The organism is Flavobacterium sp. ALD4 (genome assembly GCF_002836475.1).
GTDB lineage: Bacteria > Bacteroidota > Bacteroidia > Flavobacteriales > Flavobacteriaceae > Flavobacterium.
Window position 1 is genome coordinate 302860 of record NZ_PJBJ01000023.1, and the last position, 22946, is coordinate 325805.

The window sequence follows — 22946 nt, forward strand, 5'->3', positions numbered from 1 at the left end:
TATTACGGCTATTTTTTTTATACGTTTAATCGCTTATATTTGCCTCCAATTTATTCTGAATGGAATACTTAGGATCTATCTAATGGTTCATAAAGGTCGACTCAGGCGCCCAAAACGAATTCCTGTACTGGAATTTTACCGGTATTTATCGGAACCACAAAAACATACACTATGAAATTAATTTATACGCTTCTTTTTTCGGCACTGCTGAACCTAAGCTATTCCCAACCCCCTAGCCTTTATTTAGAGAAAATCAGGAATAATGAGGCCGAACTGACGGCTTTCTTTTCCCAAATGCCAAAAGGAGGCGATTTACACCATCATTTTAGTGGTTCCATCTATGCCGAACCTATATTAGAAGATGCTATCGCTGAGGATTTTTACCTCAATACCACCACAATGGAAGTACTAAAGGAAAAGCCTGCCGCTGGAAACTGGGAGAAATTCTCTGCGCTCGATACCCGAGGTGAACTGGGTGCTTACAAACAACGAATAATGGAAAAATGGTCAATCAAAGATTATAATGAGGTGAGTTATCCTTCGGACAAATTGTTTTTTGAGTCTTTTGGAAAATTCAGTCCAGCCATCGTGGGACATTTTGGCGAAGGTTTATTGGAACTAAAAAACAGGGCTATCAAGGAAAACGTAAGTTATATCGAAACCGAATTCTCGACTATCCCTTTAAAAATCAATACCGCTGACCTATTTGGTTTTAATAGCCAATTAAGACAACTAGCATACAACAGAAACGAAAAAGGAATTAAATCGCTTCTTGATACGCTGTACAGTGTGATGTTAAAAAGAAATGCGGCAGCAGACGCCAAGGATTTCAACACGAACTTTGTGGCGAAACTGCATAATGATTTAAAAATTGATGACACCCGTTTCACCATGCGCTATCAAAATTTTGTGTTGCGTTTTATGGAACCGGTGGATTTATTCAAAAATTTAGTAGTAGCTTTTATCTCTGCAGACAGCAGTCCACTTATGGCTGGCGTAAATATTGTTTCCCCGGAAGACGGTGAAACCTCCATGAAAGATTACTGGTTGCACATGGTAATGTTCAACTATTGCCATACTAAATTTCCTGATGTAAAATACTCCATGCATGCGGGCGAACTTACCTTGGGACTGGTTCAACCTGAAGATCTGACCTCGCATATTAATGATGCTGTTTATACGGCTCAAGCCAATCGCATTGGTCACGGAGTTGACATGGCTTATGAAGATAAATCATACGAATTATTGCGCTATATGGCAAAAAATAAGGTGGCTGTCGAAATTAATCTAGCCAGTAACGAATTCATTTTGAAAGTCAAAGAAAACCGCCATCCTATATCGCTATACAGAGCATTTGGAGTTCCCATCGTTATCAGTACAGATGATGCCGGAATATTAAGAACTAATATGACCGAGCAATATGTCTTATTGGCCAATAGATACAAGGACGTATCCTATGCAGATATCAAGCAATATGTATACAACAGTATTAATTATAGCTTTATAAAGGACATAAACGTGAAGAAAGAATTAATAAAGGACCTAGACAGTCGTTTTACTGCTTTCGAGGCTAATTTCCCTTTAAAATAGACAGTTGTACTAAGATTCTCTTCTCATTTAAATTAAATCAATTATGATTCTAGAAACCGCTATTCGTTATGTGAAGAAAGGAGAAGAGCAGCAATTTGAACACGATTTTAAAATTGGGAGACAATACATCTGTTTAATTGACGGTTATCTTGGGCACAGTTTAAGAAAATGCGTCGAGTACGAAAATAAGTACTAACTTCTTGTGGATTGGGAAAAGTTGGAAGACCATATCCTCGGCTTTGTAACATCAGAACAGTATTTAGAACGGAAAAAATTACTCCATCATTATTACGATTCGTTTCCTGTTACAGAGCATTACGAAATTGTTTTAGGAAAGATAAAATTAGCCTAATTGAAAAGCTTGATCTAATACCATATTGCGCCCCAGCGCATCCCAAATAAAGTTAAAAATGAATATCAAACTCATCGCCATTGGTAAAACCGATAATAAAGCATTACAATCCTTGATTGATGATTACACCAAGCGGTTGTCATTTTACATTAGGTTTGACCTAGAGGTAATTCCTGATATCAAGAACGTAAAAAACTTATCTGAAAGTCAGCAAAAAGAGAAGGAAGGTGAATTGATTTTGGCAAAAATATCCCCTACCGACCAATTGATTTTATTGGATGAAAACGGGAAAACCTTTTCGAGTGTAGGGTTCTCCGAACAATTACAAAAGAAGATGAACTCTGGCGTAAAAACTTTGGTATTTGTCATTGGAGGTCCTTATGGTTTCTCGGATACGGTCTACGCCAAGGCACAGGGGAAAATATCACTTTCGTTAATGACCTTTTCTCACCAAATGGTACGTTTATTTTTTATCGAGCAATTGTATCGCGGATTCACGATTTTGAAGAATGAACCTTATCATCACCAGTAGAGAAAAGTATTCAGTGTTCAGTCTAAAGTATTTTTAGTGTTCCGCATTAGAAAACAAATTCGCTGCACCTTTTTTAATATGTTTTTACCCGTAATTGCCATTGCTGTTAAAACACCGGAAAACAAGGCTCCACCCACTCCTGCAGTGACGATATCCTGACCGGTTAAGTAAAAGTTTTTAATTTTTGTTCTCGGTTTTAAAAAGGATTGTCTAAAACGGGCAGGACTGTGATCCAAACCATAAATCTCCCCTTTTTCGTAGTTTACAAAATGCTCTGTTGTAAGTGGCGTGGAGAGCTCATAACAATTGATCTTTCCTTCTACTTGTGGAAGTTGTTTGTATAATTCTTTTAATAAACGATGTGCAATTTCTTCTTTAATTGCCTCATACTCTTCCCCTCTTTTTTTCCAAGGGCTGCCTTTCCATTTTTCAAAGGTTTCATACGGAATCAATGTAATAATATCAATGGTACTTTTTCCTGGATATCGATTATTCCAATCGGGGTCTTTTGCCGATGGAAAGGAAAGATAAACAACAGGGAATGGTTGTGACAAATCATCCAAATATCTTTTTACACAAGTGTCATGATCCCCATCTGCAGGATAAATCCAGTAATTTGTTTTTGGAAGTTGCAGCTCTTGTGGAGAACCTTCCAAACCGATATACAAACTGATATGAGCCACAGATTGTTTTACTTGCTGTAACTGATTTTTTAATTTGAATCTATCAACGATATCTCCTGGCAATAACTTATTATAAGTCGTCATTACCCCCGCATTACTAACAATATTTTTAGCAAATATTGATTTTCCATCTTTCATCAGAACTCCGATAGCTTTATTCTTTTCAACTATCACAGATACTACTGCCGCGTTGGTCAGAATAGTTCCTCCCGAAGCTTCAATGACCGGATCAATAGTTTTAACAATTTGGGACGAACCCCCAATCGGGAAACTTCCCCCATCAAAATAATGCCTCACAACCGATGCGTGCATGTAAAAACTACTTTCTTTTGGCGGTAGTCCGTAATCTCCATATTGTCCTGTCAGCACTTTAATCAACGACTCATTTTTCGTTAAAGAACGCAACACTTCATAGGTAGTTTTGTCAGCTAATTTGTAAAATGGCTTTTTCATGAAGCCTCCAATTATTTTCTCTAAAAAGGGAGGAAGTGCTTTACTGATGTAATAATTCTTACTTGTTTTAACGGCTTCAAAAACCAAATCAACATAGCTGTTTATAGCCTTTTCTTCATCAGGAAAATAGGAAACAAGTTGTTTCTTGAAATTGCTAACTCCTTTTACAAAGTCGTACTGTTGATCACCTATCACGATTCGGTCATAGACTTCTCCAATATCAGCCCATTTTAAATTACCATCTGTAACATAATCAAACAGCTTTTTTAATATACTGCTTTCACGTTGCATTTCCCCGATATAATGAATTCCAACGTCCCATTCGTAATCTTTACGCTTAAAAACATGTGTAAAGCCACCAGGAGTATAATGCTTTTCTAGCACCAACACTTTTTGACCTTGTTTTGATAAAATAGCAGCGGTTGATAACCCTCCCATTCCTGAACCTATAACAATGGTATCGTATGTTTCTTGTAAATTTGGATTTTGTTTATAAGACTGAATCATTCGCTAAAATTTTAACCAATGTACAAAAAATAAAGCAACCTCTGTTGGATCAAAAAATTGCTGATACCCTATTCTGACTTGTATTTTTTTATTTTAATAAACGCACTAAAAAGGTGGGTTTTGGCAAAATTACACTCACAGACCAATAATTTTCATGGGATGTAAACGGAAAAAAATTAAGTGTTACTTCACGATTTTGAAGAACGAACCGGAACATCAATAATAGCAAAAGAAGTATTGAATAATCGGTTTTTAGTGTTCAGCGTTAAAAGATAAACTCCAGAGGTACTTCGTCATTAAAATAATCCAGTTCTCTGATTAAAACCTTATTCTGAAGGTATTAGTTACAACTCATGTTTTTATTAAACAGCAACGCTATTTTAGGCTGTATAGCTTAATCTATGATGTAAACATGATTTAAAAGTTCTTTTTTTTATTTCGAAACCATTTAACAAAACTAAATTATTCTCTTTTTTAAAGTGAATAATAATAATAATAATATTCCCTCTGTAGGTTTTCAAATCGTATAGTACAGTTTCGTAAAAGAAATAAAAGCCATATTCTTCCCAATACTGTCGGCATAGGCATAATAATTCTCAGCTTTTTCGATTTTATGAGCTTTCTCTTTGCGTATCTTGTCTTGTAATTTCATTACCTCAGGAATAACTAATTTTAATAGCAAGCGCATATCAAAATCCAATTGGTGGTAATGATGTTATTTTTTAAGTTGACTTCCGCTAAAGTATATTTAAAGCTTCCTCTGAAAAAAAATAAATGGGCGAATGATCTTTAATATCACTTACAAACTTCACATTAGATTATGGTACTAGATATCTTCTTTATTTCCACAAAACAATATTAAAAAAAGAATTGGTATAATGGTAATCTCCGATTTACAGATTGATTTCACTCCAAAGTTGCACACACTCCACCGCTTCTTTCACATCGTGAACCCGGAGAATATTCGCCCCTTTAGTCAAGGCGATAGTATTTAAAACTGTGGTTCCGTTCAACGCTTCTTTAGCACTAGATTTCAACGTTTTATATATCATTGATTTTCTGGATATCCCAACCAATAACGGCAATTCTAATAGTTGAAATAATTCCGTTTTCCGCAGTACTTCATAGTTCTGGCCTATCGTTTTGGCAAAGCCAAAACCAGGATCAATGATTAAATCGTTGATGCCTAAACTCCGCGCTTTATTTATTTTTTCTGAAAAATAGAAAAGCATTTCTTTGACGATATCTTCATAGTGGGTCATGCTCTGCATCGTTTGTGGTGTACCACGCATGTGCATCATAATATAGGGAACTTTATGTTTGGCAATAACCTCAAACATCTTGTTGTCTAAACCTCCCGCTGAAATGTCATTGATGATGGCAGCGCCATTTTCAATGCAAGCTTTGGTGACTTCACTTCTAAAAGTATCAATGGAAAGTAATGCTTCCGGAAAATGTTTCAATATTAATTGAACCGCAGGAATGATTCTACCCAATTCTTCTTCTTCTGAAACGAACTCCGCACTGGGTTTACTGGAATAAGCGCCAATATCAATAAAAGTAGCACCATCACTTATCATTTTGTCAACTTGAGTCAATAGTTCGCTTTCGTCATTGTACTTTCCGCCATCAAAAAACGAATTGGGAGTCACGTTCAAAATCCCCATTACTTTAGGAATTGATAAGTCGATAAGTTGGCCTTTACAGTTAATTGTCATTCTATTTATTTTAGTTTACAGTCTTGGTTATCCATTTTCAGTTTAAAAAATTGCGTATTCAATAATCGTTGCAGTGCAAACACATTCTATTTTATACCACTTTGTCCCGACGCTTCGGGACATATAAACATCAAAAATAGCCTGTTAAATAAGAATTATTCTTTCATATGGCTATGTTTTCTATATGAAATGAAATGTCTTTTTCTTCAAGCAGGTGAATTCTATGTTTCTATGTGTTTAAATTTTTAATTTATTTTTAACGCGTCTACCCTGATAATCTTCGCCCTTCATTCCTGATTCAAAAAAAATTATGCTATTTTTGAGGAAATTTTAGACAAATATACATCAATAATGAAGAATACTTCTCAAGAATACGATAACGTAATTGCGAATTGTCGTTCGCTATTTATCAATAAAATGACCGATTACGGGAGTGCGTGGCGCATCCTACGATTGCCATCATTAACGGATCAAATCTTCATAAAAGCACAAAGAATACGAAGTTTACAGGAAAATCAGGTTCGAAAAGTAAACGAAGATGAAACCGGCGAATTCATTGGGATCATTAATTATTCGATAATGGCTTTAATCCAATTGGAACTGGGAGTGGCAGATCAACCTGATTTAGAAGTTGAAAAAGCAACTGAATTATATGATGCTAAAATCAAACTGACCAAAGAACTAATGGAAAATAAAAATCATGATTATGGCGAAGCATGGCGCGAGATGCGCGTGAGCTCCCTAACGGATCTGATTTTGCAAAAATTACTTCGCGTAAAACAAATCGAAGACAATAAAGGAAAAACAATCGTGTCAGAAGGTATTGATGCCAATTATCAGGACATGATCAATTATTCCATTTTCGCTCTAATATTAATGGATTTCGCTAAATAAACAGCAGATAAAAAATGAAAAACATAATTACTCAATTCTCGAGAATATTCGTTGGCTTACTTTTCATTATTTCAGGATTAATAAAACTAAACGACCCGGTAGGTTTCTCCTATAAACTGGCCGAATATTTTAGTGAACCTGTTTTTAATATGCCTTTTTTAGTTCCGTTTGCATTAGGCCTGGCTTTGTTTTTAGTCATTGTCGAAGTGGTTCTTGGTGTGATGTTGCTCATTGGGTATAAATCTAAATTCACGATTGGCAGTCTGTTGCTCATGATTGTGTTTTTTACGTTCTTAACGTTCTATTCAGCGTATTACGATGTCGTAAAAGATTGCGGTTGTTTTGGTGACGCCTTGCATTTAACACCTTGGGAATCTTTCACGAAGGACATCGTTTTATTGTTTTTTATCTTTATTTTATTCATTAATCAAAAATTAGTGAGACCTCTTTTTCCTAATAGCGTCCAAAATATAATAACCTATGCCAGTATCATCCTATGCATGTTTATGGGGGTATGGGTGCTCAATCATTTGCCTTTAATTGACTTTCGTCCTTTTAAAGTGGGAGCTAATATCCAAAAAGGAATGGAAATTCCGGAAGGTGCGCCAAAGTCTGTTGTCGAAATGACTTTTATTTATAACGTAAATGGAGTCGATACCGAATTTTCGACAGATGATTTAATGAATCTTCCTGAAGGAGCTACTTTTGTGGATCGAAAAGACAAAGTAATAACCGAAGGGTATGTTCCCCCTATTCATGATTTCACGATGATAAAAGACGGTTCAGACTATAAAGAAGAGCTGTTAGTAGAACCCAAATTACTGATGTTTGTCACTTATGACTTAACCATTTCCGAGGAAGGCGGTATGGAAAAACTGGAGAAATTAAACCAGGAAGCAAAAGCCAAAGGATATATAGTAATTGGAATGACGAACTCTCCTGTAGAAGAAATCGAAAAAGCCCAGAATAAATACGGTCTTACTTTTGACTTCTATACCTGTGATGCAATAGCATTAAAAACGATTGAAAGAGCCAACCCAAGTATTGTAGTTCTTGAAAAAGGAACCATCAAACAAAAAGTTCATTACAACGACATCGAAGACCTAAAATTATAAATAATCCAGATGTCTAAAGTTCTAAAGGAAAAAGCATGCTTCACCTCTATCACTTAAGGCATATAACTTTAGACAAAATAACCATGCTGAAATACTTTTTAAATAAATTCGGCTATGCACTGCTAACCCTTTATGGAGTGATTACGGTCATTTTCTTTTTATTTAATGTTTTGCCAGGAGATCCCGCAAGAATGATGCTGGATCAAAATGAAAATTCAGAGCAACTGGCATTGATTAAGAAAAAGTATGGCTTTGACAAACCCATTGCTACCCAGTATCTATATTACCTCAATGATCTCTCGCCTCTTTCACTGCATAGCAAAAACGAATCCGATTACACGTATTTGAGCGAAGGAAAATACAATGCTACACAAATATTCAGTTTCTACAATTTAAACCTCGTAATCAAGGCTCCTTATCTGCGAGAAAGTTTCCAGAAAAGCGGAAAAAAGGTATCTGAGATAATCGGCAACACCTTACCCAGCACAGCGATATTGGCCTTTTTTGCCATTGTGATTGCTATTGTTTTCGGTATTCTGTTTGGAATCATTTCAGCGTTGCACAAAGACACCTGGATCGATCGTTTAATTGCGCTGGTAAGCACACTGGGAATGAGTATCCCCTCGTTTTTTAGTGCCATTTTGTTTGCCTGGTTATTTGGTTTTGTTTTGCAAAAATATACAAATCTGAACATGACGGGGAGTTTGTACGAAGTAGATGATTTTGGCGAAGGAAGTTATATTCAATGGAAAAACATCATTTTACCCGCAGTGGTTTTAGGAATACGTCCTCTGGCGGTGGTAATCCAACTAATGCGTAACTCCTTACTCGAAACATTTGGTCAGGATTATATCCGTACTGCGAGAGCCAAAGGACTATCTGAATTTCAAATCATTAGAAAACACGCGTTAAAAAACTCATTAAACCCTGTCGTTACGGCGATTTCAGGATGGTTTGCGTCAATGCTTGCGGGTGCCGTTTTTGTTGAATTCATTTTTGGATGGAATGGATTGGGAAAAGAAATAGTGGAAGCATTGAACAATCTGGACTTGCCTGTAATCATGGGTTCTGTACTGGTGATATCAACCACGTTTGTAGTTATCAATATCCTGGTAGATATTATTTACGCCTATCTTGATCCTAAAATCAGACTATCGTAGTGCTTAAATTTAGGATTTAGATTTATTTTACGAATAAAAACAGCGTCTATCTCCTGCCATAATATATTTTAAGCCCAACTATCACGATTTCATTCTTGATTTCATAACTAAACCAGGCGGTTTTGTTATTTTGAAGAGGGTTCTTCAATTTTTCTTAATCTGCATACCCTAATTAGATTGTTTGTTTAACTTTGTTAAAAATAAAAAAATGAAAAAAATAGTCGCTTTAGTAGTCAGTTTCCTAACCCTTTCTTGTTCCAATTCAAATACGGATAAAACCGCATTTCCTACAGAAGCTTTATCAGAAACATTATTAACGCCTGATGGAAGTCAAGTTGCTTTTCAGGACATTTTAAAGAAACATGAAGGAAAAACGGTGGTCATAGAAATGTGGGCCTCCTGGTGTGGCGACTGTGTAAAAGCAATGCCAAAGATAAAAGAACTACAAGCAAACAATCCAGACGTAGACTACGTATTTATCTCAATGGATAAAACGGCAGATAAATGGCTAACAGGAATCGATAAACACGAGCTTAAAGGGGATCATTTTATGGCAAATGACCAGCAACAAGGTGTTTTTGGAAATGCAATCGAATTGGATTGGATTCCAAGATACATCATCGTGGATAAGACCGGGAAAATTGTTTTATATCGTGCGATAGAAACTGATTTTGATAAAATCAACGAAACGTTAGCTTCATTAAAATAATACTATTTCAAAAAAGAACTAAAAAAAAGAACTAAATATAACACTAATTAAGATGAGAAAAAAGATAGTTGCAGGAAACTGGAAAATGCATAAAAATGCAGAGCAAACTGAAGATTTATTGAATGAATTAATCGATAAAATACCTTTTGAGACTGAAGTGCAAATAATTGTTGCTCCCACTTTCATTAATCTAGCTACCGCGGTTGATCATTTAGAATTCGTCGGTATTGATGTTGCGGCCCAAAATATGCATCAGGCAGAAAGTGGTGCCTTCACAGGAGAAATATCTGCTGATATGTTGCAAAACGTTGGTGTAAATATTGTAATTCTTGGACATTCAGAACGCAGAGCCCTTTTTAACGAAACGGATGCATTGATTGCAAGCAAAGTAAATACAGCTTTGGAGCATGACATGACAGTAATTTTTTGTTTTGGCGAAGAATTGAAAGACCGTCAATCCAAAAATCATTTTAATGTAGTAGAAAATCAATTGAAAGATGGATTATTCAACATTAAAGCTTCAGATTGGGGTAATATTGTATTGGCATACGAGCCCGTATGGGCTATCGGAACCGGTGAAACCGCATCTCCAGAACAAGCGCAGGAAATGCATGAATTCATTAGAGAGACAGTACGTAAAGCATACGGAAGCGATATCGCAGAAGATGTTTCAATCCTTTATGGAGGAAGTGTAAAACCAGAAAATGCAAAAGAAATTTTCTCTAAAGCGGATGTAGACGGAGGTCTTATTGGTGGTGCAGCTTTAAAATCAGACGATTTCGTAGCCATTGTGAACGCACTTTAAAAAATTATATCAAATACAGGAAGAAGCGGTAATTGAATTTACCGCTTTTTTTATTTTTATAATATTCGATAAAAAGGAAAGAGTACCTTTGCAAAAAAATAAACATGTCAAACATATATATCGGTTACCATTTTACGGTTGAACCAAAAGAGTTGGGTTCAGAAATATTAATCGCTGAATTAGGAGAAACTGCATTTGAAAGCTTTACTGAAACGGAGACAGGAATTTCTGCGTTTGTACAGAAAGACCTATGGGACGATACGATCCTGGAGAACATCCGTATATTACAATCAGAGGAGTTTAAAATCGAATATAGTTTCGAGGAAATCGATCAGGTAAACTGGAATGAAGAATGGGAGAAGAACTTTGAAGCGATTGATGTAGACGGAAACTGTCACGTACGTGCTCCTTTTCACCCAAAAACCGATGCTGAATTTGACATCGTGATTGAGCCTAAAATGAGTTTTGGAACTGGCCATCACGAGACAACACATATGATGATTCAACACTTGTTAGAAACAGAAGTTGGAGGTATGAAAACATTGGATATGGGTTGCGGAACTGCAATTTTAGCTATTCTTGCCGAAATGAAAGGTGCTCAACCAATTGATGCCATTGATATTGACAACTGGTGTTATTTGAACTCCATCGAAAATGCGGAACGTAATAATTGTAAACACATTACGGTCTATGAGGGGGACGCTTCTTTATTAAAAGGTAAGAAATATGACTTGATTATTGCCAATATCAACAGAAATATTTTGTTGAATGACATGCAAAGCTACGTAGATTGCTTAAACCCAAAAGGAACGCTTCTTTTAAGCGGTTTCTATGAACAAGACATCCCGTTTATTGACGTTTCATGCACAGAAAAAGGATTGACTTATGTTAAAAAATTTGAAAGAAACAATTGGGTTTCACTTAAATACGTAAATTAGTCGTAAATTAAGACTAATAGAAACCAACCGAACAAATCATGGGGAGACCATTTGCGAGACTAAAATGTCCAATTATGTGAGTTTGACTCAGGAAAACCCCAAAATATCTTTGGATTTCATACGAGCGACCCAATTAGGGAAATCTGACAAGATAATTGACATAAGTGGTAGTGACAGTAAACTGGTCGATTATTTACTATAAGAAGGATATGAAAATATCACTCTTATAGATATTTCTGCAAAAGCATTAGAAAGAGCAAAGGTACGGTTAGAAGAAAAAGCGATTAAAGTACATTGGATTGTTTCGGATATTAATGAATTCAGACCTGCTAGCCCTAATGAAATTTGGCATGATGGGCTACATTTCATTTTTTAACCACTGATGATCAAATAAACAATTATTTTAAAACTGCTCAAAAATGGATTCGTACTTTTTTTTTAATCGGAATTTTTTCAGATAAAGGCCCCTTAAAGTGTAGTGGTCTTGAAATCAAACAATATACAGAAACGACGCTGAAGTATTAATTTCGTGTCGCTTTTGAAAAACTAAAATGTATTAATGAAAATCATAAAACGCCCTTTGAAACTATGCGAAATTTTATATTGTGTGTTTTTAAGAAACGCTAAGTCAACTATATTTTTATCTAACCACTAAATTATTTAAAAATGAGTACAAAAGAAAAAACAAGAGAGAAAGTCAGTGTAAAGGAAGTGACCTCTAAAAATAATGAAATCATCGTTTACAATGATGACGTCAACACTTTCGACCACGTAATCGACACCTTAATGCGCGTTTGTGAGCATACACCTGAACAAGCGGAACAGTGTTCCTTAATCGTGCATTATAACGGAAAATGCACAGTAAAAACGGGCCCCCTTGACAAGTTGAAGCCGCAATGCACCGGCTTATTGGATGCAGGATTAAGTGCAGAAATAATCTAAATTGCCTTCAGCAAAGAAATAATTTCTATTTATTTTTTTACAACAAATTATTTAAAAACATTCTATTTTATCATATATTTGATTAAAATAGAATGTTTTAATGGAAGAATATGGTGAAATATTACTAATCGTAATGCTACTTTTCCTGGTATTAATAATCCTGGGAAAAACGTATGGTGCCTACAAAAGAGAAGACAGCGTTCCCATAATGGACAGTGTATCGAGCGTCAGTTCCAGCATTGCAAATGCCGGAACAGATGTTTTAAGGCTTAGTATTATTTTTATTTCCTTTGGCTTGATGGTTTCTAAAATGGCTGTCTTTTATTTGGAGACCAACATTTTTACCTATCTCGTAGCTTTTATCATCATTGACTTTTACGGGTATTGGACTTATTTTATTGCCCATCAGGTCAATTTTTCTTTGAACAAACACGCCATCCACCATAGCAGTGAGGAGTTTAATCTCGTTTGTAATTTGAAGCAAACCGTATCCAGTTTTATAAATCTATTCCCTTTTTTACTTATTCCTGCTGCCATAATAGAAGTTCCCATTGCTATTATTGTGATGACACTTCTCATTCAATTGTTTTTGCAATTTTGGTATCATACGAAACATATTAAAAAAGTGGGCTTTTTAGAGCATATTCTTGTTACTCCTTCGCACTATACTGCGCATCATGCAATTAAACCGAAATATATAGACGAGAACTATTCACAGATTTTTATTATTTGGGACAAATTATTCCATGCTTTCCAAGAAGAATTGGAAGATCCCCCTCCTGTTTATGGCATTACAAGACCAGTTAAAACCTATAATCCGATACGAATCAACTTTCAACATCTAGGCCTATTGATTTCTGATACCTAGCATGACGATAACAGAAAGGATAGATTTGCAATTTGGTTTAAGTATTCATTATTATTTAGGACATTAGTTTGGACCCAATTCTCTATTTCTAAAGGGAAATTATTTAATTATCTGTTACTTCCTACTTTCATTAGCAATGGCAATTTATTTTGTGGCTTTTGAATTTAAAACAAAAAACGTTACACTTCTCAATACCTAAACATAGACCATGAAAAACACTTTACTATTAAAAAGCTACATCGCTTTAAGCGTTATTTATCTCTTGATTATTCTTTTGGGTCACGACGATATTGCCTGGTATATAAAACCTTTTTTGATTCCATTTTTATTGTTGGGGGTTTATTTCCACAGTGATTTCCCTTCAAAAAAGGTACTATTAACTGCTTTAACCTTTTCTTGGTTTGGCGATATTATACTTCTATTTTCTGATAGAGACGAGATGTATTTCATCATCGGTTTTATCGCCTTCTTACTCTCTCACATCGCCTATATTCTATTATTTAACAAACAAATAAAACCGAAAAACACAAAAAACAAAGCTGTTTTCTGGATGGGGGTCACTGCAATTATTATGTACCTGATTGTTATGATTGCCTTGCTGCTGCCAAGCATTGGCGATTTAACTATTCTTGTTTTTGTTTATGCACTGGTAATCTCAATAATGCTATTGTTTGCTTTTAAAGGTTTCCTGATGTGGAAGACACCGGCAAATTGGTATATTTTGATAGGAGCTGTTATTTTTGTAAGCTCAGACAGTATTCTGATCTTCGACAAGTTTTATAAGTCCTTGGTATTGAACTCATTTATTATCATGCTAACTTATCTTGTCGCGCAATATTTGATTGTCGTGGGTATTTTGAAATTAAATCAAAAAAAATAGTATTCTCTATTGGTAGAAAATGCCATTTGCTTTTTTTTTTATAAAATTAACGCTATTAATGGGGCAATTTATCTTTTAAAACTCCATATAAATAAGTACCTAATAGGGCTCCGAAAAGAACAATCAAAACGCTCCAAAAACCGGCACCAAGTAGTATGAAAATTGGACCTGGACAAGCACCTACAAGAGCCCAACCCAATCCAAAAAATACTCCGCCAATTAGATAACGCGCTGAACCTTGATCTTTATCCTTTATTTCAATTGCTAACCCTTTTATGTCTTTTATATTCCTTCTCTTAATTAACTGAATTCCAATGATTCCAGTTAAGATGGCAACCATTATAATACCGTACATATGAAACGAATCAAACTGAAACATTTCATAGATTCGGTACCAGGATACTGCCTCCGATTTTGTCAGTACAATTCCAAAAACGAAACCGACCAATAAATATTTTATTACTTTCATATTCTAAAAAATTAAGGGGAATAAAAAATAAGACATAATCAATCCTCCGATAAAAAAACCGATAACCGCCTTTAAAGATGGGATTTGCAAGTTGCTTAAACCAGAAATGGCGTGGCCAGAAGTACAACCACCTGCATAACGGGTTCCAAAACCGATTAAAATGCCTCCTATTAACAATAATAATACACCTTTTAGAGAGGTGAAAATGTCGGGGCCAAAAAGTGCATCCGGCATCAGTTTTCCATTTGGAGCATCAATTCCTAATTGTGCCAACTGGGCAATAGTTTTGGGATTTATAGCAACATTTGAAGGATCACTCATAAACTGAACAGCTATAAAACCGCCCATCATCGCACCAACTACCACAACTAAATTCCAACGTTGCGCTTTCCAGTCGAAGTCAAAAAAGGCTACGCGTTTCCCCAACCCTGCCATAGAACACAAAGATCGCAGATTAGAAGACATCCCAAATGCTTTTCCAAAATAAGTCAAGGAAAGCATTATCATGCCGATTAAAAAACCGGAGACGTACCACGGCCATGTTTGAAAAATAATATTCATCTTTTTATTTTAATTTTTACAAAAGTAAGGATTCTAACTTTTATAGTGATCACATTTTATGACACAATTGTTTTTAGAGGATGGTTTCCTTTTTAAGTTTCCTCTATATTTGTGTTTTATAAGATATTGCCGGTAAAATCGTTACTCTGTTATATTTACAACTGAATGGAATCTCCAAAATTATAAAACATGAAAAAAGCAGTATTTTTTATTTTTTTACTCATCACCTCTGTTTCTTGCATAAGCACAAAATCTACTTTGCAAAACGTGGATGACAACGCTCCTATTCCCCAACTCTCGAGGAACAATACTTTTGTGATTACAGAATACAGTAAAGACGCAAAATATGGTTACAATAAAGACTATCCTATTAATGTTTTTTATAGAAGCACAAAGGACGATTCTATAAATCAAGGACGCTTTCTCCATGCATTAGCCGGACCCAAAGGGGAAGAAATCACTTTTAAAAAACTGGAAAGCTGCTGTCCGTTTCCTACTCAAAGAAGCGAAATGGGCGCTGGATTTCTTGATATCTATGAAATAACATGGCAGGGTCAAAAGAAACCAATTATTCTCTATGTAAACATTTATGAAAAAGGAGTCTTAATGGTACCCGTGGGACTTAGTTTAAAGAAGTTTTAAATCCCGCTAACTTTTAACCCAGCACTGATAGAAGCGACACCCTAAGCCTATTGACGTCCCGAGGCGTCGGGAGCAGTCCCAATAGCTATCGAGATAGCTTCTTAAAAAAGAAACAAATTCTAAAATTAAATTGCAAATCATAACTATCTTTGCACTTTCAAAAAAACTATTATGAACATACAAGATATTCCTCAAATTAAACATACGGATAGCGGTAACTTTTTTTTACTGGCTGGACCTTGCGCGATAGAAAGCGAAGAAATGGCAATGCGAATTGCTGAAAAATTAATTGGTATCACTGACAAATTACAAATTCCTTACGTTTTCAAGGGATCGTTTAAAAAAGCCAATCGTTCAAGAATTGACAGTTTCTCTGGAATTGGCGACGAGAAAGCGTTAAAAATCCTTAGAAAAGTGTCTGAAACTTTTGGGGTTCCTACCGTAACTGATATTCATACGAATGAAGATGCGGAGATGGCTGCTCAATATGTAGATGTCCTTCAAATCCCCGCTTTTCTGGTTCGTCAAACTGATTTAGTTGTGGCTGCAGCCAATACGGGAAGAGTGGTAAACCTGAAAAAAGGACAATTTATGAGTCCTGAAAGTATGAAACATGCCGTACAGAAGGTATTGGATTGTAACAATGGAAACGTAATGGTAACCGATCGTGGAACTATGTTTGGCTACCAGGACATGATTGTTGATTTTAGGGGGATTCCTACTATGCAGCAGTATGCAACGACGGTATTGGATGTAACGCATTCATTACAGCAACCGAATCAAACAGCTGGTGTAACGGGAGGAAGACCGGATATGATTGAAACAATTGCCAAAGCAGGAATTGCAGTAGGTGTTGATGGGATTTTCATAGAAACTCATTTCGATCCGGCTAATGCCAAAAGTGACGGAGCAAACATGTTGCATTTGGATTATTTTGAGGCCTTAATGACTAAACTAGTCGCTATCAGAAAAACGGTTAATACGTTTTAATTTTTACAACTTTTACATTGAAAAATATATTTTTATTCACAGCATTTATAACGTTCTTTTATTCTAACACAATAAGCGCTCAAGAAGAAATCAAAATACAAGATAAATATACTGCACATAACAAGGGAAAGTTCTTTTTATCGTGGGGTGGAAACAGAGAAAGTTACACAAAATCTGACGTAAACTTTAGAGGAAAGGATTACAATTTTACTGTAGAAAATATGGTTGCTCATGACAAACCTAAAGGATGGCATGTTGATTATATAAATCCGGTAAGAATGACCATTCCTCAAACTAATTTTAGAATGGGTTATTTTATAAATGACCATTATAGTATTGCATTAGGAGTTGATCACATGAAGTATGTGATGACTCAGAATCAAACGGCAAATGTAACCGGGAGTATAAACGCTAGCACTCCATTTGATGGGGTCTACAACAATACACCAACAGTAATGACCGAAAATTTTTTAATGTATGAACATACGGATGGTTTGAATTATATGAACACGGAGTTTTCTAGACATGATGATATTTCGTCTGTATTCAAAATTAGAAATACTGATAAAATTCAAATTAACTTAACCGAGGGCGTAGGTCTAGGTTTGCTATATCCAAAGACTAATACAACTCTTTTAGGTAAGGAACGCCACGATGATTTTCATGTTTCGGGATATGGAACTTCTTTAAAAGCTGGCCTGAATGTAACCTTTTTCAAACACTTTTATATACAAGGAGAGTTAAAAGGCGGATACATCAATATGCAGGATATTCGTACTACCAAAAGTACTGAAGATAGAGCTTCACAAGATTTCTTCTTTTTCCAAAGGATAATCGCTTTTGGAGGCATTTTTAAAATCTAATTATACACTTAAATTACTTAATGGGATGGTCAAAAAGACTATCCCATTTTTTTTTTAAAAGCAAGTATAAATCCCTTTTTTACATTAGTTTTAGCTCTGTCTGTAAAGTATTTGACATTTTATAGTTACTTTAGTAGTTCAATTCTAAACTAGCCTTTGACATAGAAAGGTATTATTATTAAAGGAATGGGGAAAATGAAACGAACAGAAGAAAATGTTATAAATGATACTTCTATTAATTATGACAGTTTCGATAACTTCGAAAAATTTTTTGATTTGGCACCCGATTTACTCTGTGTAGCTGGATATGATGGCTATTTGAAAAGAGTAAACCCGGCAGTATCAAAATTATTGGGCTATACAAATGAAGAGTTACTATCTAAACCTATCGATGAATTCGTTTATCATACTGATCAAAAAAGTACTTCCGCCGCCAGAAAGGAGCTTAGAAAAAAGGTGTCTTTATTTAACTTTGAGAACCGTTATGTTACTAAAAGTGGTGCTATTGTATGGCTTTTATGGACTTCTTTACCTATTGATAGTGATCAAGTTGTGTATGCTATTGCCAAAAACATTACTTACAAGAAAGAACTTGAAGAGGAACGAAATATACATATAGCCGAACTGACAAAAATCAATCACGAATTCAAGCAGCTCACCTACTCCACTGCTCACGATATCAAGTCTCCTGTTAATAATATGCTTACTGTTTTTGAACTTTTAGATCTTTCTAAAATTACAGATTCAGAAACCCTTGAATTTATTTCGATTCTAAAATCTTCGACAGAAGGTTTAAAGCAAATGCTAAATGAATACATAGCAGTTTTAAATAAAAAAAATGCAATCAATTCCCATATCAAAGAATTGGATTTAAAGGCTTCCTTAGATGAAGTGTTACGTTCCATAAATTCAATTATTAATAATTCAAATGCGATAATTAATGTAGATTTTTCAGAACTTGACACTATTAATTTCAACAAAGGCTATTTGAAAAGTATCTTTCTGAATTTGCTGACAAATGCGATAAAATATTCTAAGCCTGATTCTGTCCCAATTGTTTCCATTTATTCAAAAATTGTCAATGGAAATAAACAATTAATTATTTCTGATAATGGAATTGGATTTGATATGGATAAAGTAAAAAATAAAATCTTTGGCCTACATCAAAAATTTAATAATAATAATAATAATAATATTGACAGTCATGGTATTGGTCTTTATTTAGTTTATAATCATATTACAAGTCTTGGAGGCCAAATAGCAGTAGAAAGTAAAAAAAATGAAGGCGCTAAATTTATCATCACATTTAAGAACTGAAATGAAAATTAGGGATTAAGTTGCGCTTAAATTTTGAAATTGGAATAGTACTGCAATAAAAGAAATATTTAAGTGTAAAACTCTTATGATAGAAATTCCGAAAATACCAAAACTACGCTCCTCAACCGGCACATTTTCAGGACTTGAAATACTTCAGTATATCGTATTGATTTGTTTCATACTTTATTTTGGAAAAACACTTTTCATACCTCTTAGTTTTTCGTTACTGATCAGTTTTATTCTCTTTCCAGTATGTAAATGGATGGAAAGCAAAGGAATCAACAAAATGCGGGCTATTATTATCTCCCTTCTCATCGTTCTCTCATTTATTGGCATTATCGTTTATTTACTCTTTATGCAAATCAATGAGTTCTCCAATGAATGGGGACTGTTCCGCGAAAAGCTTTCGGAAGCTTTGAATCAAATCAGTATTTTTATTGTAGAGCGATTTGAAATAACTACAGACGAACAAGTTGCCTTTTTAAAAAATTCCATTAATAATTCCGGTACACAAGTATTTTCATTACTTCGGAGCTCACTCTATTCACTCTCAGAGTACCTATTTTTTCTTTTAATTATCCCTGTTGTTTCAGCTCTTATTCTTTATTATCGTAATATATTAGCAAAAGCATTGTATCAAATTTTTCCCGCAGACAGAAAAGAAACGGTTCATGAAATCCTGATTGAAACGATACGTGCCTATTATAATTTTATCAAAGGAATGTTCTTAGTTTATCTTATCGTTGGCCTTCTAAATAGTATTGGTCTTCTGATTATTGGGGTACCACATCCTTTTATGTTTGGTTTCATCGCTTCCATACTCACTTTTATCCCCTACATAGGAATTATGATATCCTCTCTTTTACCCATTGCCGTTTCTTGGATAACATATAATTCCATTTGGTATCCATTAGCTGTTGTTTTGGTTTTTTCAATTGTGCAGGCGCTGGAAGCATATGTAATATTTCCATTAGCAGTAGGCCACCGCTTAAAAATTAACACATTGGTTATAATCATAATGATCACCGCGGGAGGAATTTTATGGGGCGCCGCGGGAATGATTCTATTCATTCCTTTCGCAAGTATCGCGAAACTAATTGCCGATCGTTCGCCTCGTTTAAAAATATTATCAATCCTGTTGGGAGAAGGAGAGGAAGAGGAAGAGGAAGAGCGGAATAAAACGCAATCCTAATTTCGTCCACGTTTCTTTATATTTGATCCGGGTACTTTATTTTTTAAAACAATTCCACAAAATTTGATTCTTTGCCTCAAAATGAAAAAAACCACAAGCATAACACTTGTGGTTTTTTAATAAGGCTTTAAGCAGTTCTTAGAACTACTATTTCACAATACCGTTTTGATCCATTAAATACATCAAAGAAGCCATGGTGGCCGCCCCTAGTTGTAATTCTCTTTTGTTAATGGCGTCGAATTTATCATTTGCCGCATGATGATAATCAAAATAACGTTGCGAATCCGGTTTCAATCCTGCTTTGACAATCAATTTAGACGTTAACGGACCAATATCCGATCCACTGTGACCTTTTACAAAACTGTGGATTAAATACGGTTCAAATGCGCTTTTGTAACTGCTGATCTTATTAAAGTTGGCATCATCACATTCCAGAGAGAATCCCCTTGGACTAAATCCTCCTGAATCACTCTCTAAAGCAAAAATATGATTCTCCTTATTTAACAAGGATAACTCCTCGTATTTTTTACCGCCTCTAAGTCCATTTTCTTCATTCATAAAAAGAACCACACGAATCGTGTTTTTAGGCTTATACCCTAAGTTTTTAAATATATTCAGTACTTCCATACTTTGCACCACTCCTGCTCCGTCATCATGAGAACCGTCAGCTAAATCCCAAGAATCAAGATGTCCGCCCACGACCATGATATTTTCCGGATGCTCGCTTCCTTTTATTTCTCCAACAACATTATACGATAACACATCTTCCATCGTCTCGCAAGACTGCTTAAAATAAAATTTTAAATTTGGATTTTTTTTCAACGTCTTAGACAACAATTCAGCACCGTTAGTACTTATGGCTGCCGTAGGAATGTATTGTGATTTCGGGATCGCGCCATAACTCTGTGCTCCTGTATGAGGAAAGTCATCCAATCTTAAATTAAGGGAACGTACAATAGTCCCAACAGCTCCAAACTTTGCTGCTTCACCAGCACCGATGTTTCTCTGATCACCGGCCCCTGAATACGCATGAAAAGACTCTATTTCTTCATTGTTCATCGGACGGTCAAAGAAAACGATTTTTCCTTTTATTTTATCAATACCCAACTCAGATAACTCTTTTATGCTGTGTACTTCAATCACTTCGGCCGTAAGTCCAGTTTTAGCAGTTGCTATGGAACCTCCCAAAGCACAAATAGGCACCGTGATTTTAGTTTTATTATCTTGTATGTAGGCCATTTCTTTTTCGCCTCTCACCCATTTGGGCACCATCACTTCCTGAAGATATACACGATCTAAGCCAAGGGTCTCTAATTGTGCTTTTGTATATAGAACTGCTTTTTCGGCACCGGCAGATCCCGATAAACGAGAACCGATCTTATTAGATAGGTCGTCCAACCAAGCATAACATTTCGAGTTTGTTAATGATGATTTATAGATTTCCTTAATCGTTTGTTCTTCTTTAGTTTGGGCTAAAACCGCAAATCCATTAAAAAGGATAAGCGCTAAAACAGTGGTTTTTTTCATTTTATGATTGTTTATATAAATATTTAATTTTTAATACTTTACGGACTACTACATTAATTCGAAACTAATTACTGCTCCTCCCCTGGTGCCAAGTTCAAATTAATTTTGATTTGCTTGTTACCACTTTCGCTTTGATTTTATAAGCAATAGGATTGTTTTTCCAATCGGCATCTTTTGCATCTTCGTAGATTGATTGTTGCTTTGTATTTTTGCCCTTAAGTAAGAAATCCAATTTGATTTCTGATTTTTTGGCGTTCTCGTATGTAATTGCTCTTAAGAACCACGATTCCTCGCCTTTAGCTTTTCTCGCAACTGTCAAATAAAATGCTTCATCAATTTATCGTTTTTTTTAGTGGCGCTAAAATACTAAAATCATCTGTAATACCGATTGTATATTTAAGATAGTCCTCCCGATAATTATTGGGAAGACGATACTACTTTTATCTTGTACCGAAAAATTCTTATGAGCTATCAGCATTATACCAAAGCACTTTAAACATAAGTTTGTTCAATATACTATCCTTTAAGCATCCCGCAAAACTCTGTATTATAAAAACCCCTTTAATAAAACACCAAAGGGCAAACCAAGTTAAAATAAAAACTAACCTATTTATTCAACTCAAAACTAACTTTCTTCTCTGCATCAGATCTTACCCCGATATAAACTTCAAACTGTCCAGGTTCAGCTACAGATTCCAGATCCGAATTATAAAACTTCAAATCTTCAACAAAAATTTCAAAAGTGACCGTTTTTTTTCTCTACTTTTAGTAGTCTTATCTTATATAAATCTTTTGACTCTTTTGAAGGTCTGGTGACAGATCCAACTAAATCCCTTCTATATAATTAAACGATTTCTTTATCGTAATAATTCTCCGTATTCGTTATATCAACACTTGCACTTATTTTTCCATAGCAATTCATCATGTCGGATGACAACTTTAGATTTCAATATTCGAATGTGGTGTAACTCAATCCAAAACCAAAAGGAAATAAAGGTTCGTTTCTTTCATCGATATAATTAGATTCGAATTTTCCTTCTGTATTACCAAGTGGCCTTCCTGTATTGTTATGACTGTAATAAATAGGTATCTGTCCAACACTAGTAGGAAAAGTAGTTTCGTAGCTATGAATCACAATCATCCCAAAAAGCAACGGAATTTTCAAACGACTTTTTTTAAAAGCGAACTCCTGTACTTCTTTACTTTTTTGAGCCGACTTGATATTTAATAAACTCCCAA

Annotated in this window: 26 protein-coding genes; 17 read left to right on the forward strand and 9 right to left on the reverse strand. The window is 35.1% G+C overall.

What is annotated here, in order from left to right; all coding sequences use genetic code 11:
- Nucleotides 1-171 precede the first annotated feature (171 nt).
- From CXF59_RS03790 to rlmH, 3 genes are all read left to right on the forward strand, one after another.
- A complete protein-coding gene (locus tag CXF59_RS03790) occupies nt 172-1590 on the forward strand; it encodes an adenosine deaminase (RefSeq protein ID WP_101136375.1) in 1419 nt (472 codons plus the stop codon).
- 43 nt (nt 1591-1633) lie between these two features.
- Nucleotides 1634-1786: an antibiotic biosynthesis monooxygenase gene (locus CXF59_RS15195; protein WP_232758613.1), complete on the forward strand. Its 153-nt coding sequence runs from the start codon at nt 1634-1636 to the stop codon at nt 1784-1786.
- A 214-nt stretch (nt 1787-2000) separates the two neighbouring features.
- Complete coding sequence (rlmH, locus tag CXF59_RS03800; protein WP_101136376.1) at nt 2001-2474, forward strand: 23S rRNA (pseudouridine(1915)-N(3))-methyltransferase RlmH; 474 nt, start codon at nt 2001-2003, stop codon at nt 2472-2474.
- 17 nt (nt 2475-2491) lie between these two features.
- Here rlmH and CXF59_RS03805 read toward each other — a convergent pair whose 3' ends face one another.
- From CXF59_RS03805 to folP, 3 genes are all read right to left on the reverse strand, one after another.
- Entirely contained in the window at nt 2492-4117 is a 1626-nt protein-coding gene (locus CXF59_RS03805; RefSeq protein ID WP_101136377.1) for an NAD(P)/FAD-dependent oxidoreductase, read from the reverse strand.
- Between the two features lie 517 nt (nt 4118-4634).
- Nucleotides 4635-4805 carry a hypothetical protein gene (locus CXF59_RS14860; protein WP_157824513.1) on the reverse strand — a complete coding sequence of 57 codons (171 nt, stop codon included), beginning with the start codon at nt 4803-4805 and terminating at the stop codon, nt 4635-4637.
- 205 nt (nt 4806-5010) lie between these two features.
- Nucleotides 5011-5835 (reverse strand): dihydropteroate synthase, encoded by an 825-nt coding sequence (gene folP, locus CXF59_RS03810; protein ID WP_101136378.1) that lies wholly within the window; start codon nt 5833-5835, stop codon nt 5011-5013.
- A gap of 351 nt (nt 5836-6186) precedes the next feature.
- Between folP and CXF59_RS03815 the strand changes: the two genes are divergently transcribed.
- From CXF59_RS03815 to CXF59_RS03860, 9 genes are all read left to right on the forward strand, one after another.
- Nucleotides 6187-6729 carry a DUF1599 domain-containing protein gene (locus CXF59_RS03815; RefSeq protein ID WP_101136379.1) on the forward strand — a complete coding sequence of 181 codons (543 nt, stop codon included), beginning with the start codon at nt 6187-6189 and terminating at the stop codon, nt 6727-6729.
- A 14-nt stretch (nt 6730-6743) separates the two neighbouring features.
- The gene (locus CXF59_RS03820; RefSeq protein WP_101136380.1) at nt 6744-7844 is read left to right on the forward strand and encodes a BT_3928 family protein; all 1101 of its coding nucleotides are present in this window, start codon (nt 6744-6746) and stop codon (nt 7842-7844) included.
- Between the two features lie 83 nt (nt 7845-7927).
- On the forward strand, nt 7928-9004 hold the full coding sequence (locus tag CXF59_RS03825; protein WP_101136381.1) for an ABC transporter permease: 1077 nt from the start codon (nt 7928-7930) through the stop codon (nt 9002-9004).
- A gap of 208 nt (nt 9005-9212) precedes the next feature.
- Nucleotides 9213-9713 carry a TlpA disulfide reductase family protein gene (locus tag CXF59_RS03830; RefSeq protein WP_101136382.1) on the forward strand — a complete coding sequence of 167 codons (501 nt, stop codon included), beginning with the start codon at nt 9213-9215 and terminating at the stop codon, nt 9711-9713.
- A 52-nt stretch (nt 9714-9765) separates the two neighbouring features.
- Nucleotides 9766-10518: a triose-phosphate isomerase gene (tpiA, locus tag CXF59_RS03835; RefSeq protein WP_101136383.1), complete on the forward strand. Its 753-nt coding sequence runs from the start codon at nt 9766-9768 to the stop codon at nt 10516-10518.
- A gap of 104 nt (nt 10519-10622) precedes the next feature.
- On the forward strand, nt 10623-11456 hold the full coding sequence (gene prmA, locus CXF59_RS03840; RefSeq protein ID WP_101136384.1) for a 50S ribosomal protein L11 methyltransferase: 834 nt from the start codon (nt 10623-10625) through the stop codon (nt 11454-11456).
- 666 nt (nt 11457-12122) lie between these two features.
- Complete coding sequence (locus CXF59_RS03850; protein ID WP_101136385.1) at nt 12123-12398, forward strand: ATP-dependent Clp protease adaptor ClpS; 276 nt, start codon at nt 12123-12125, stop codon at nt 12396-12398.
- A gap of 100 nt (nt 12399-12498) precedes the next feature.
- Nucleotides 12499-13266, forward strand: a complete 768-nt coding sequence (locus CXF59_RS03855; RefSeq protein ID WP_101136386.1) for a sterol desaturase family protein — start codon at nt 12499-12501, stop codon at nt 13264-13266.
- A 208-nt stretch (nt 13267-13474) separates the two neighbouring features.
- Nucleotides 13475-14146, forward strand: coding sequence for a lysoplasmalogenase (locus tag CXF59_RS03860; RefSeq protein WP_101136387.1), 672 nt, complete (start codon nt 13475-13477; stop codon nt 14144-14146).
- Nucleotides 14147-14201: 55 nt separating this feature from the next.
- On the opposite strand, the gene CXF59_RS03865 is transcribed toward CXF59_RS03860, so the two are convergent.
- Together CXF59_RS03865 and CXF59_RS03870 are read right to left on the reverse strand one after the other, a co-directional pair.
- A complete protein-coding gene (locus CXF59_RS03865; RefSeq protein WP_101136388.1) occupies nt 14202-14615 on the reverse strand; it encodes a DUF6691 family protein in 414 nt (137 codons plus the stop codon).
- Nucleotides 14616-14618: 3 nt separating this feature from the next.
- Nucleotides 14619-15176 carry a YeeE/YedE family protein gene (locus CXF59_RS03870; RefSeq protein WP_101136389.1) on the reverse strand — a complete coding sequence of 186 codons (558 nt, stop codon included), beginning with the start codon at nt 15174-15176 and terminating at the stop codon, nt 14619-14621.
- 189 nt (nt 15177-15365) lie between these two features.
- Between CXF59_RS03870 and CXF59_RS03875 the strand changes: the two genes are divergently transcribed.
- From CXF59_RS03875 to CXF59_RS03895, 5 genes are all read left to right on the forward strand, one after another.
- Complete coding sequence (locus CXF59_RS03875; protein ID WP_101136390.1) at nt 15366-15818, forward strand: 2-dehydro-3-deoxyphosphooctonate aldolase; 453 nt, start codon at nt 15366-15368, stop codon at nt 15816-15818.
- 171 nt (nt 15819-15989) lie between these two features.
- The gene (gene kdsA / locus CXF59_RS03880; protein WP_101136391.1) at nt 15990-16808 is read left to right on the forward strand and encodes a 3-deoxy-8-phosphooctulonate synthase; all 819 of its coding nucleotides are present in this window, start codon (nt 15990-15992) and stop codon (nt 16806-16808) included.
- A gap of 17 nt (nt 16809-16825) precedes the next feature.
- A complete protein-coding gene (locus tag CXF59_RS03885) occupies nt 16826-17671 on the forward strand; it encodes a hypothetical protein (protein WP_101136392.1) in 846 nt (281 codons plus the stop codon).
- A gap of 195 nt (nt 17672-17866) precedes the next feature.
- Nucleotides 17867-18988: an ATP-binding protein gene (locus CXF59_RS03890; RefSeq protein ID WP_369828529.1), complete on the forward strand. Its 1122-nt coding sequence runs from the start codon at nt 17867-17869 to the stop codon at nt 18986-18988.
- 85 nt (nt 18989-19073) lie between these two features.
- Nucleotides 19074-20180, forward strand: coding sequence for an AI-2E family transporter (locus CXF59_RS03895; protein WP_101136394.1), 1107 nt, complete (start codon nt 19074-19076; stop codon nt 20178-20180).
- 147 nt (nt 20181-20327) lie between these two features.
- Here the strand turns inward: CXF59_RS03895 and CXF59_RS03900 are convergent, their stop codons facing one another.
- The 4 genes from CXF59_RS03900 to CXF59_RS15210 form a co-directional block, all read right to left on the reverse strand.
- Entirely contained in the window at nt 20328-21707 is a 1380-nt protein-coding gene (locus CXF59_RS03900; protein ID WP_101136395.1) for a M28 family peptidase, read from the reverse strand.
- 94 nt (nt 21708-21801) lie between these two features.
- Nucleotides 21802-22026 carry a glycoside hydrolase family 97 C-terminal domain-containing protein gene (locus tag CXF59_RS03905; protein ID WP_232758615.1) on the reverse strand — a complete coding sequence of 75 codons (225 nt, stop codon included), beginning with the start codon at nt 22024-22026 and terminating at the stop codon, nt 21802-21804.
- A 287-nt stretch (nt 22027-22313) separates the two neighbouring features.
- The gene (locus CXF59_RS15205) at nt 22314-22427 is read right to left on the reverse strand and encodes a hypothetical protein (protein ID WP_232758626.1); all 114 of its coding nucleotides are present in this window, start codon (nt 22425-22427) and stop codon (nt 22314-22316) included.
- 226 nt (nt 22428-22653) lie between these two features.
- Complete coding sequence (locus CXF59_RS15210) at nt 22654-22872, reverse strand: hypothetical protein (protein ID WP_232758628.1); 219 nt, start codon at nt 22870-22872, stop codon at nt 22654-22656.
- Between the last annotated feature and the right edge of the window lie 74 nt (nt 22873-22946).

Excerpts from the sequence above, each read along its gene's own strand:
- CXF59_RS03790 (WP_101136375.1), top strand. The coding sequence starts at position 172 with ATGAAATTAATTTATACGCTTCTTTTTTCGGCACTGCTGAACCTAAGC.
- CXF59_RS15195 (WP_232758613.1), top strand. The coding sequence starts at position 1,634 with ATGATTCTAGAAACCGCTATTCGTTATGTGAAGAAAGGAGAAGAGCAG.
- rlmH (WP_101136376.1), top strand. The coding sequence starts at position 2,001 with ATGAATATCAAACTCATCGCCATTGGTAAAACCGATAATAAAGCATTA.
- CXF59_RS03805 (WP_101136377.1), bottom strand. The coding sequence starts at position 4,117 with ATGATTCAGTCTTATAAACAAAATCCAAATTTACAAGAAACATACGAT.
- CXF59_RS14860 (WP_157824513.1), bottom strand. The coding sequence starts at position 4,805 with ATGCGCTTGCTATTAAAATTAGTTATTCCTGAGGTAATGAAATTACAA.
- folP (WP_101136378.1), bottom strand. The coding sequence starts at position 5,835 with ATGACAATTAACTGTAAAGGCCAACTTATCGACTTATCAATTCCTAAA.
- CXF59_RS03815 (WP_101136379.1), top strand. The coding sequence starts at position 6,187 with ATGAAGAATACTTCTCAAGAATACGATAACGTAATTGCGAATTGTCGT.
- CXF59_RS03820 (WP_101136380.1), top strand. The coding sequence starts at position 6,744 with ATGAAAAACATAATTACTCAATTCTCGAGAATATTCGTTGGCTTACTT.
- CXF59_RS03825 (WP_101136381.1), top strand. The coding sequence starts at position 7,928 with ATGCTGAAATACTTTTTAAATAAATTCGGCTATGCACTGCTAACCCTT.
- CXF59_RS03830 (WP_101136382.1), top strand. The coding sequence starts at position 9,213 with ATGAAAAAAATAGTCGCTTTAGTAGTCAGTTTCCTAACCCTTTCTTGT.
- tpiA (WP_101136383.1), top strand. The coding sequence starts at position 9,766 with ATGAGAAAAAAGATAGTTGCAGGAAACTGGAAAATGCATAAAAATGCA.
- prmA (WP_101136384.1), top strand. The coding sequence starts at position 10,623 with ATGTCAAACATATATATCGGTTACCATTTTACGGTTGAACCAAAAGAG.
- CXF59_RS03850 (WP_101136385.1), top strand. The coding sequence starts at position 12,123 with ATGAGTACAAAAGAAAAAACAAGAGAGAAAGTCAGTGTAAAGGAAGTG.
- CXF59_RS03855 (WP_101136386.1), top strand. The coding sequence starts at position 12,499 with ATGGAAGAATATGGTGAAATATTACTAATCGTAATGCTACTTTTCCTG.
- CXF59_RS03860 (WP_101136387.1), top strand. The coding sequence starts at position 13,475 with ATGAAAAACACTTTACTATTAAAAAGCTACATCGCTTTAAGCGTTATT.
- CXF59_RS03865 (WP_101136388.1), bottom strand. The coding sequence starts at position 14,615 with ATGAAAGTAATAAAATATTTATTGGTCGGTTTCGTTTTTGGAATTGTA.
- CXF59_RS03870 (WP_101136389.1), bottom strand. The coding sequence starts at position 15,176 with ATGAATATTATTTTTCAAACATGGCCGTGGTACGTCTCCGGTTTTTTA.
- CXF59_RS03875 (WP_101136390.1), top strand. The coding sequence starts at position 15,366 with ATGAAAAAAGCAGTATTTTTTATTTTTTTACTCATCACCTCTGTTTCT.
- kdsA (WP_101136391.1), top strand. The coding sequence starts at position 15,990 with ATGAACATACAAGATATTCCTCAAATTAAACATACGGATAGCGGTAAC.
- CXF59_RS03890 (WP_369828529.1), top strand. The coding sequence starts at position 17,867 with ATGAAACGAACAGAAGAAAATGTTATAAATGATACTTCTATTAATTAT.
- CXF59_RS03895 (WP_101136394.1), top strand. The coding sequence starts at position 19,074 with ATGATAGAAATTCCGAAAATACCAAAACTACGCTCCTCAACCGGCACA.
- CXF59_RS03900 (WP_101136395.1), bottom strand. The coding sequence starts at position 21,707 with ATGAAAAAAACCACTGTTTTAGCGCTTATCCTTTTTAATGGATTTGCG.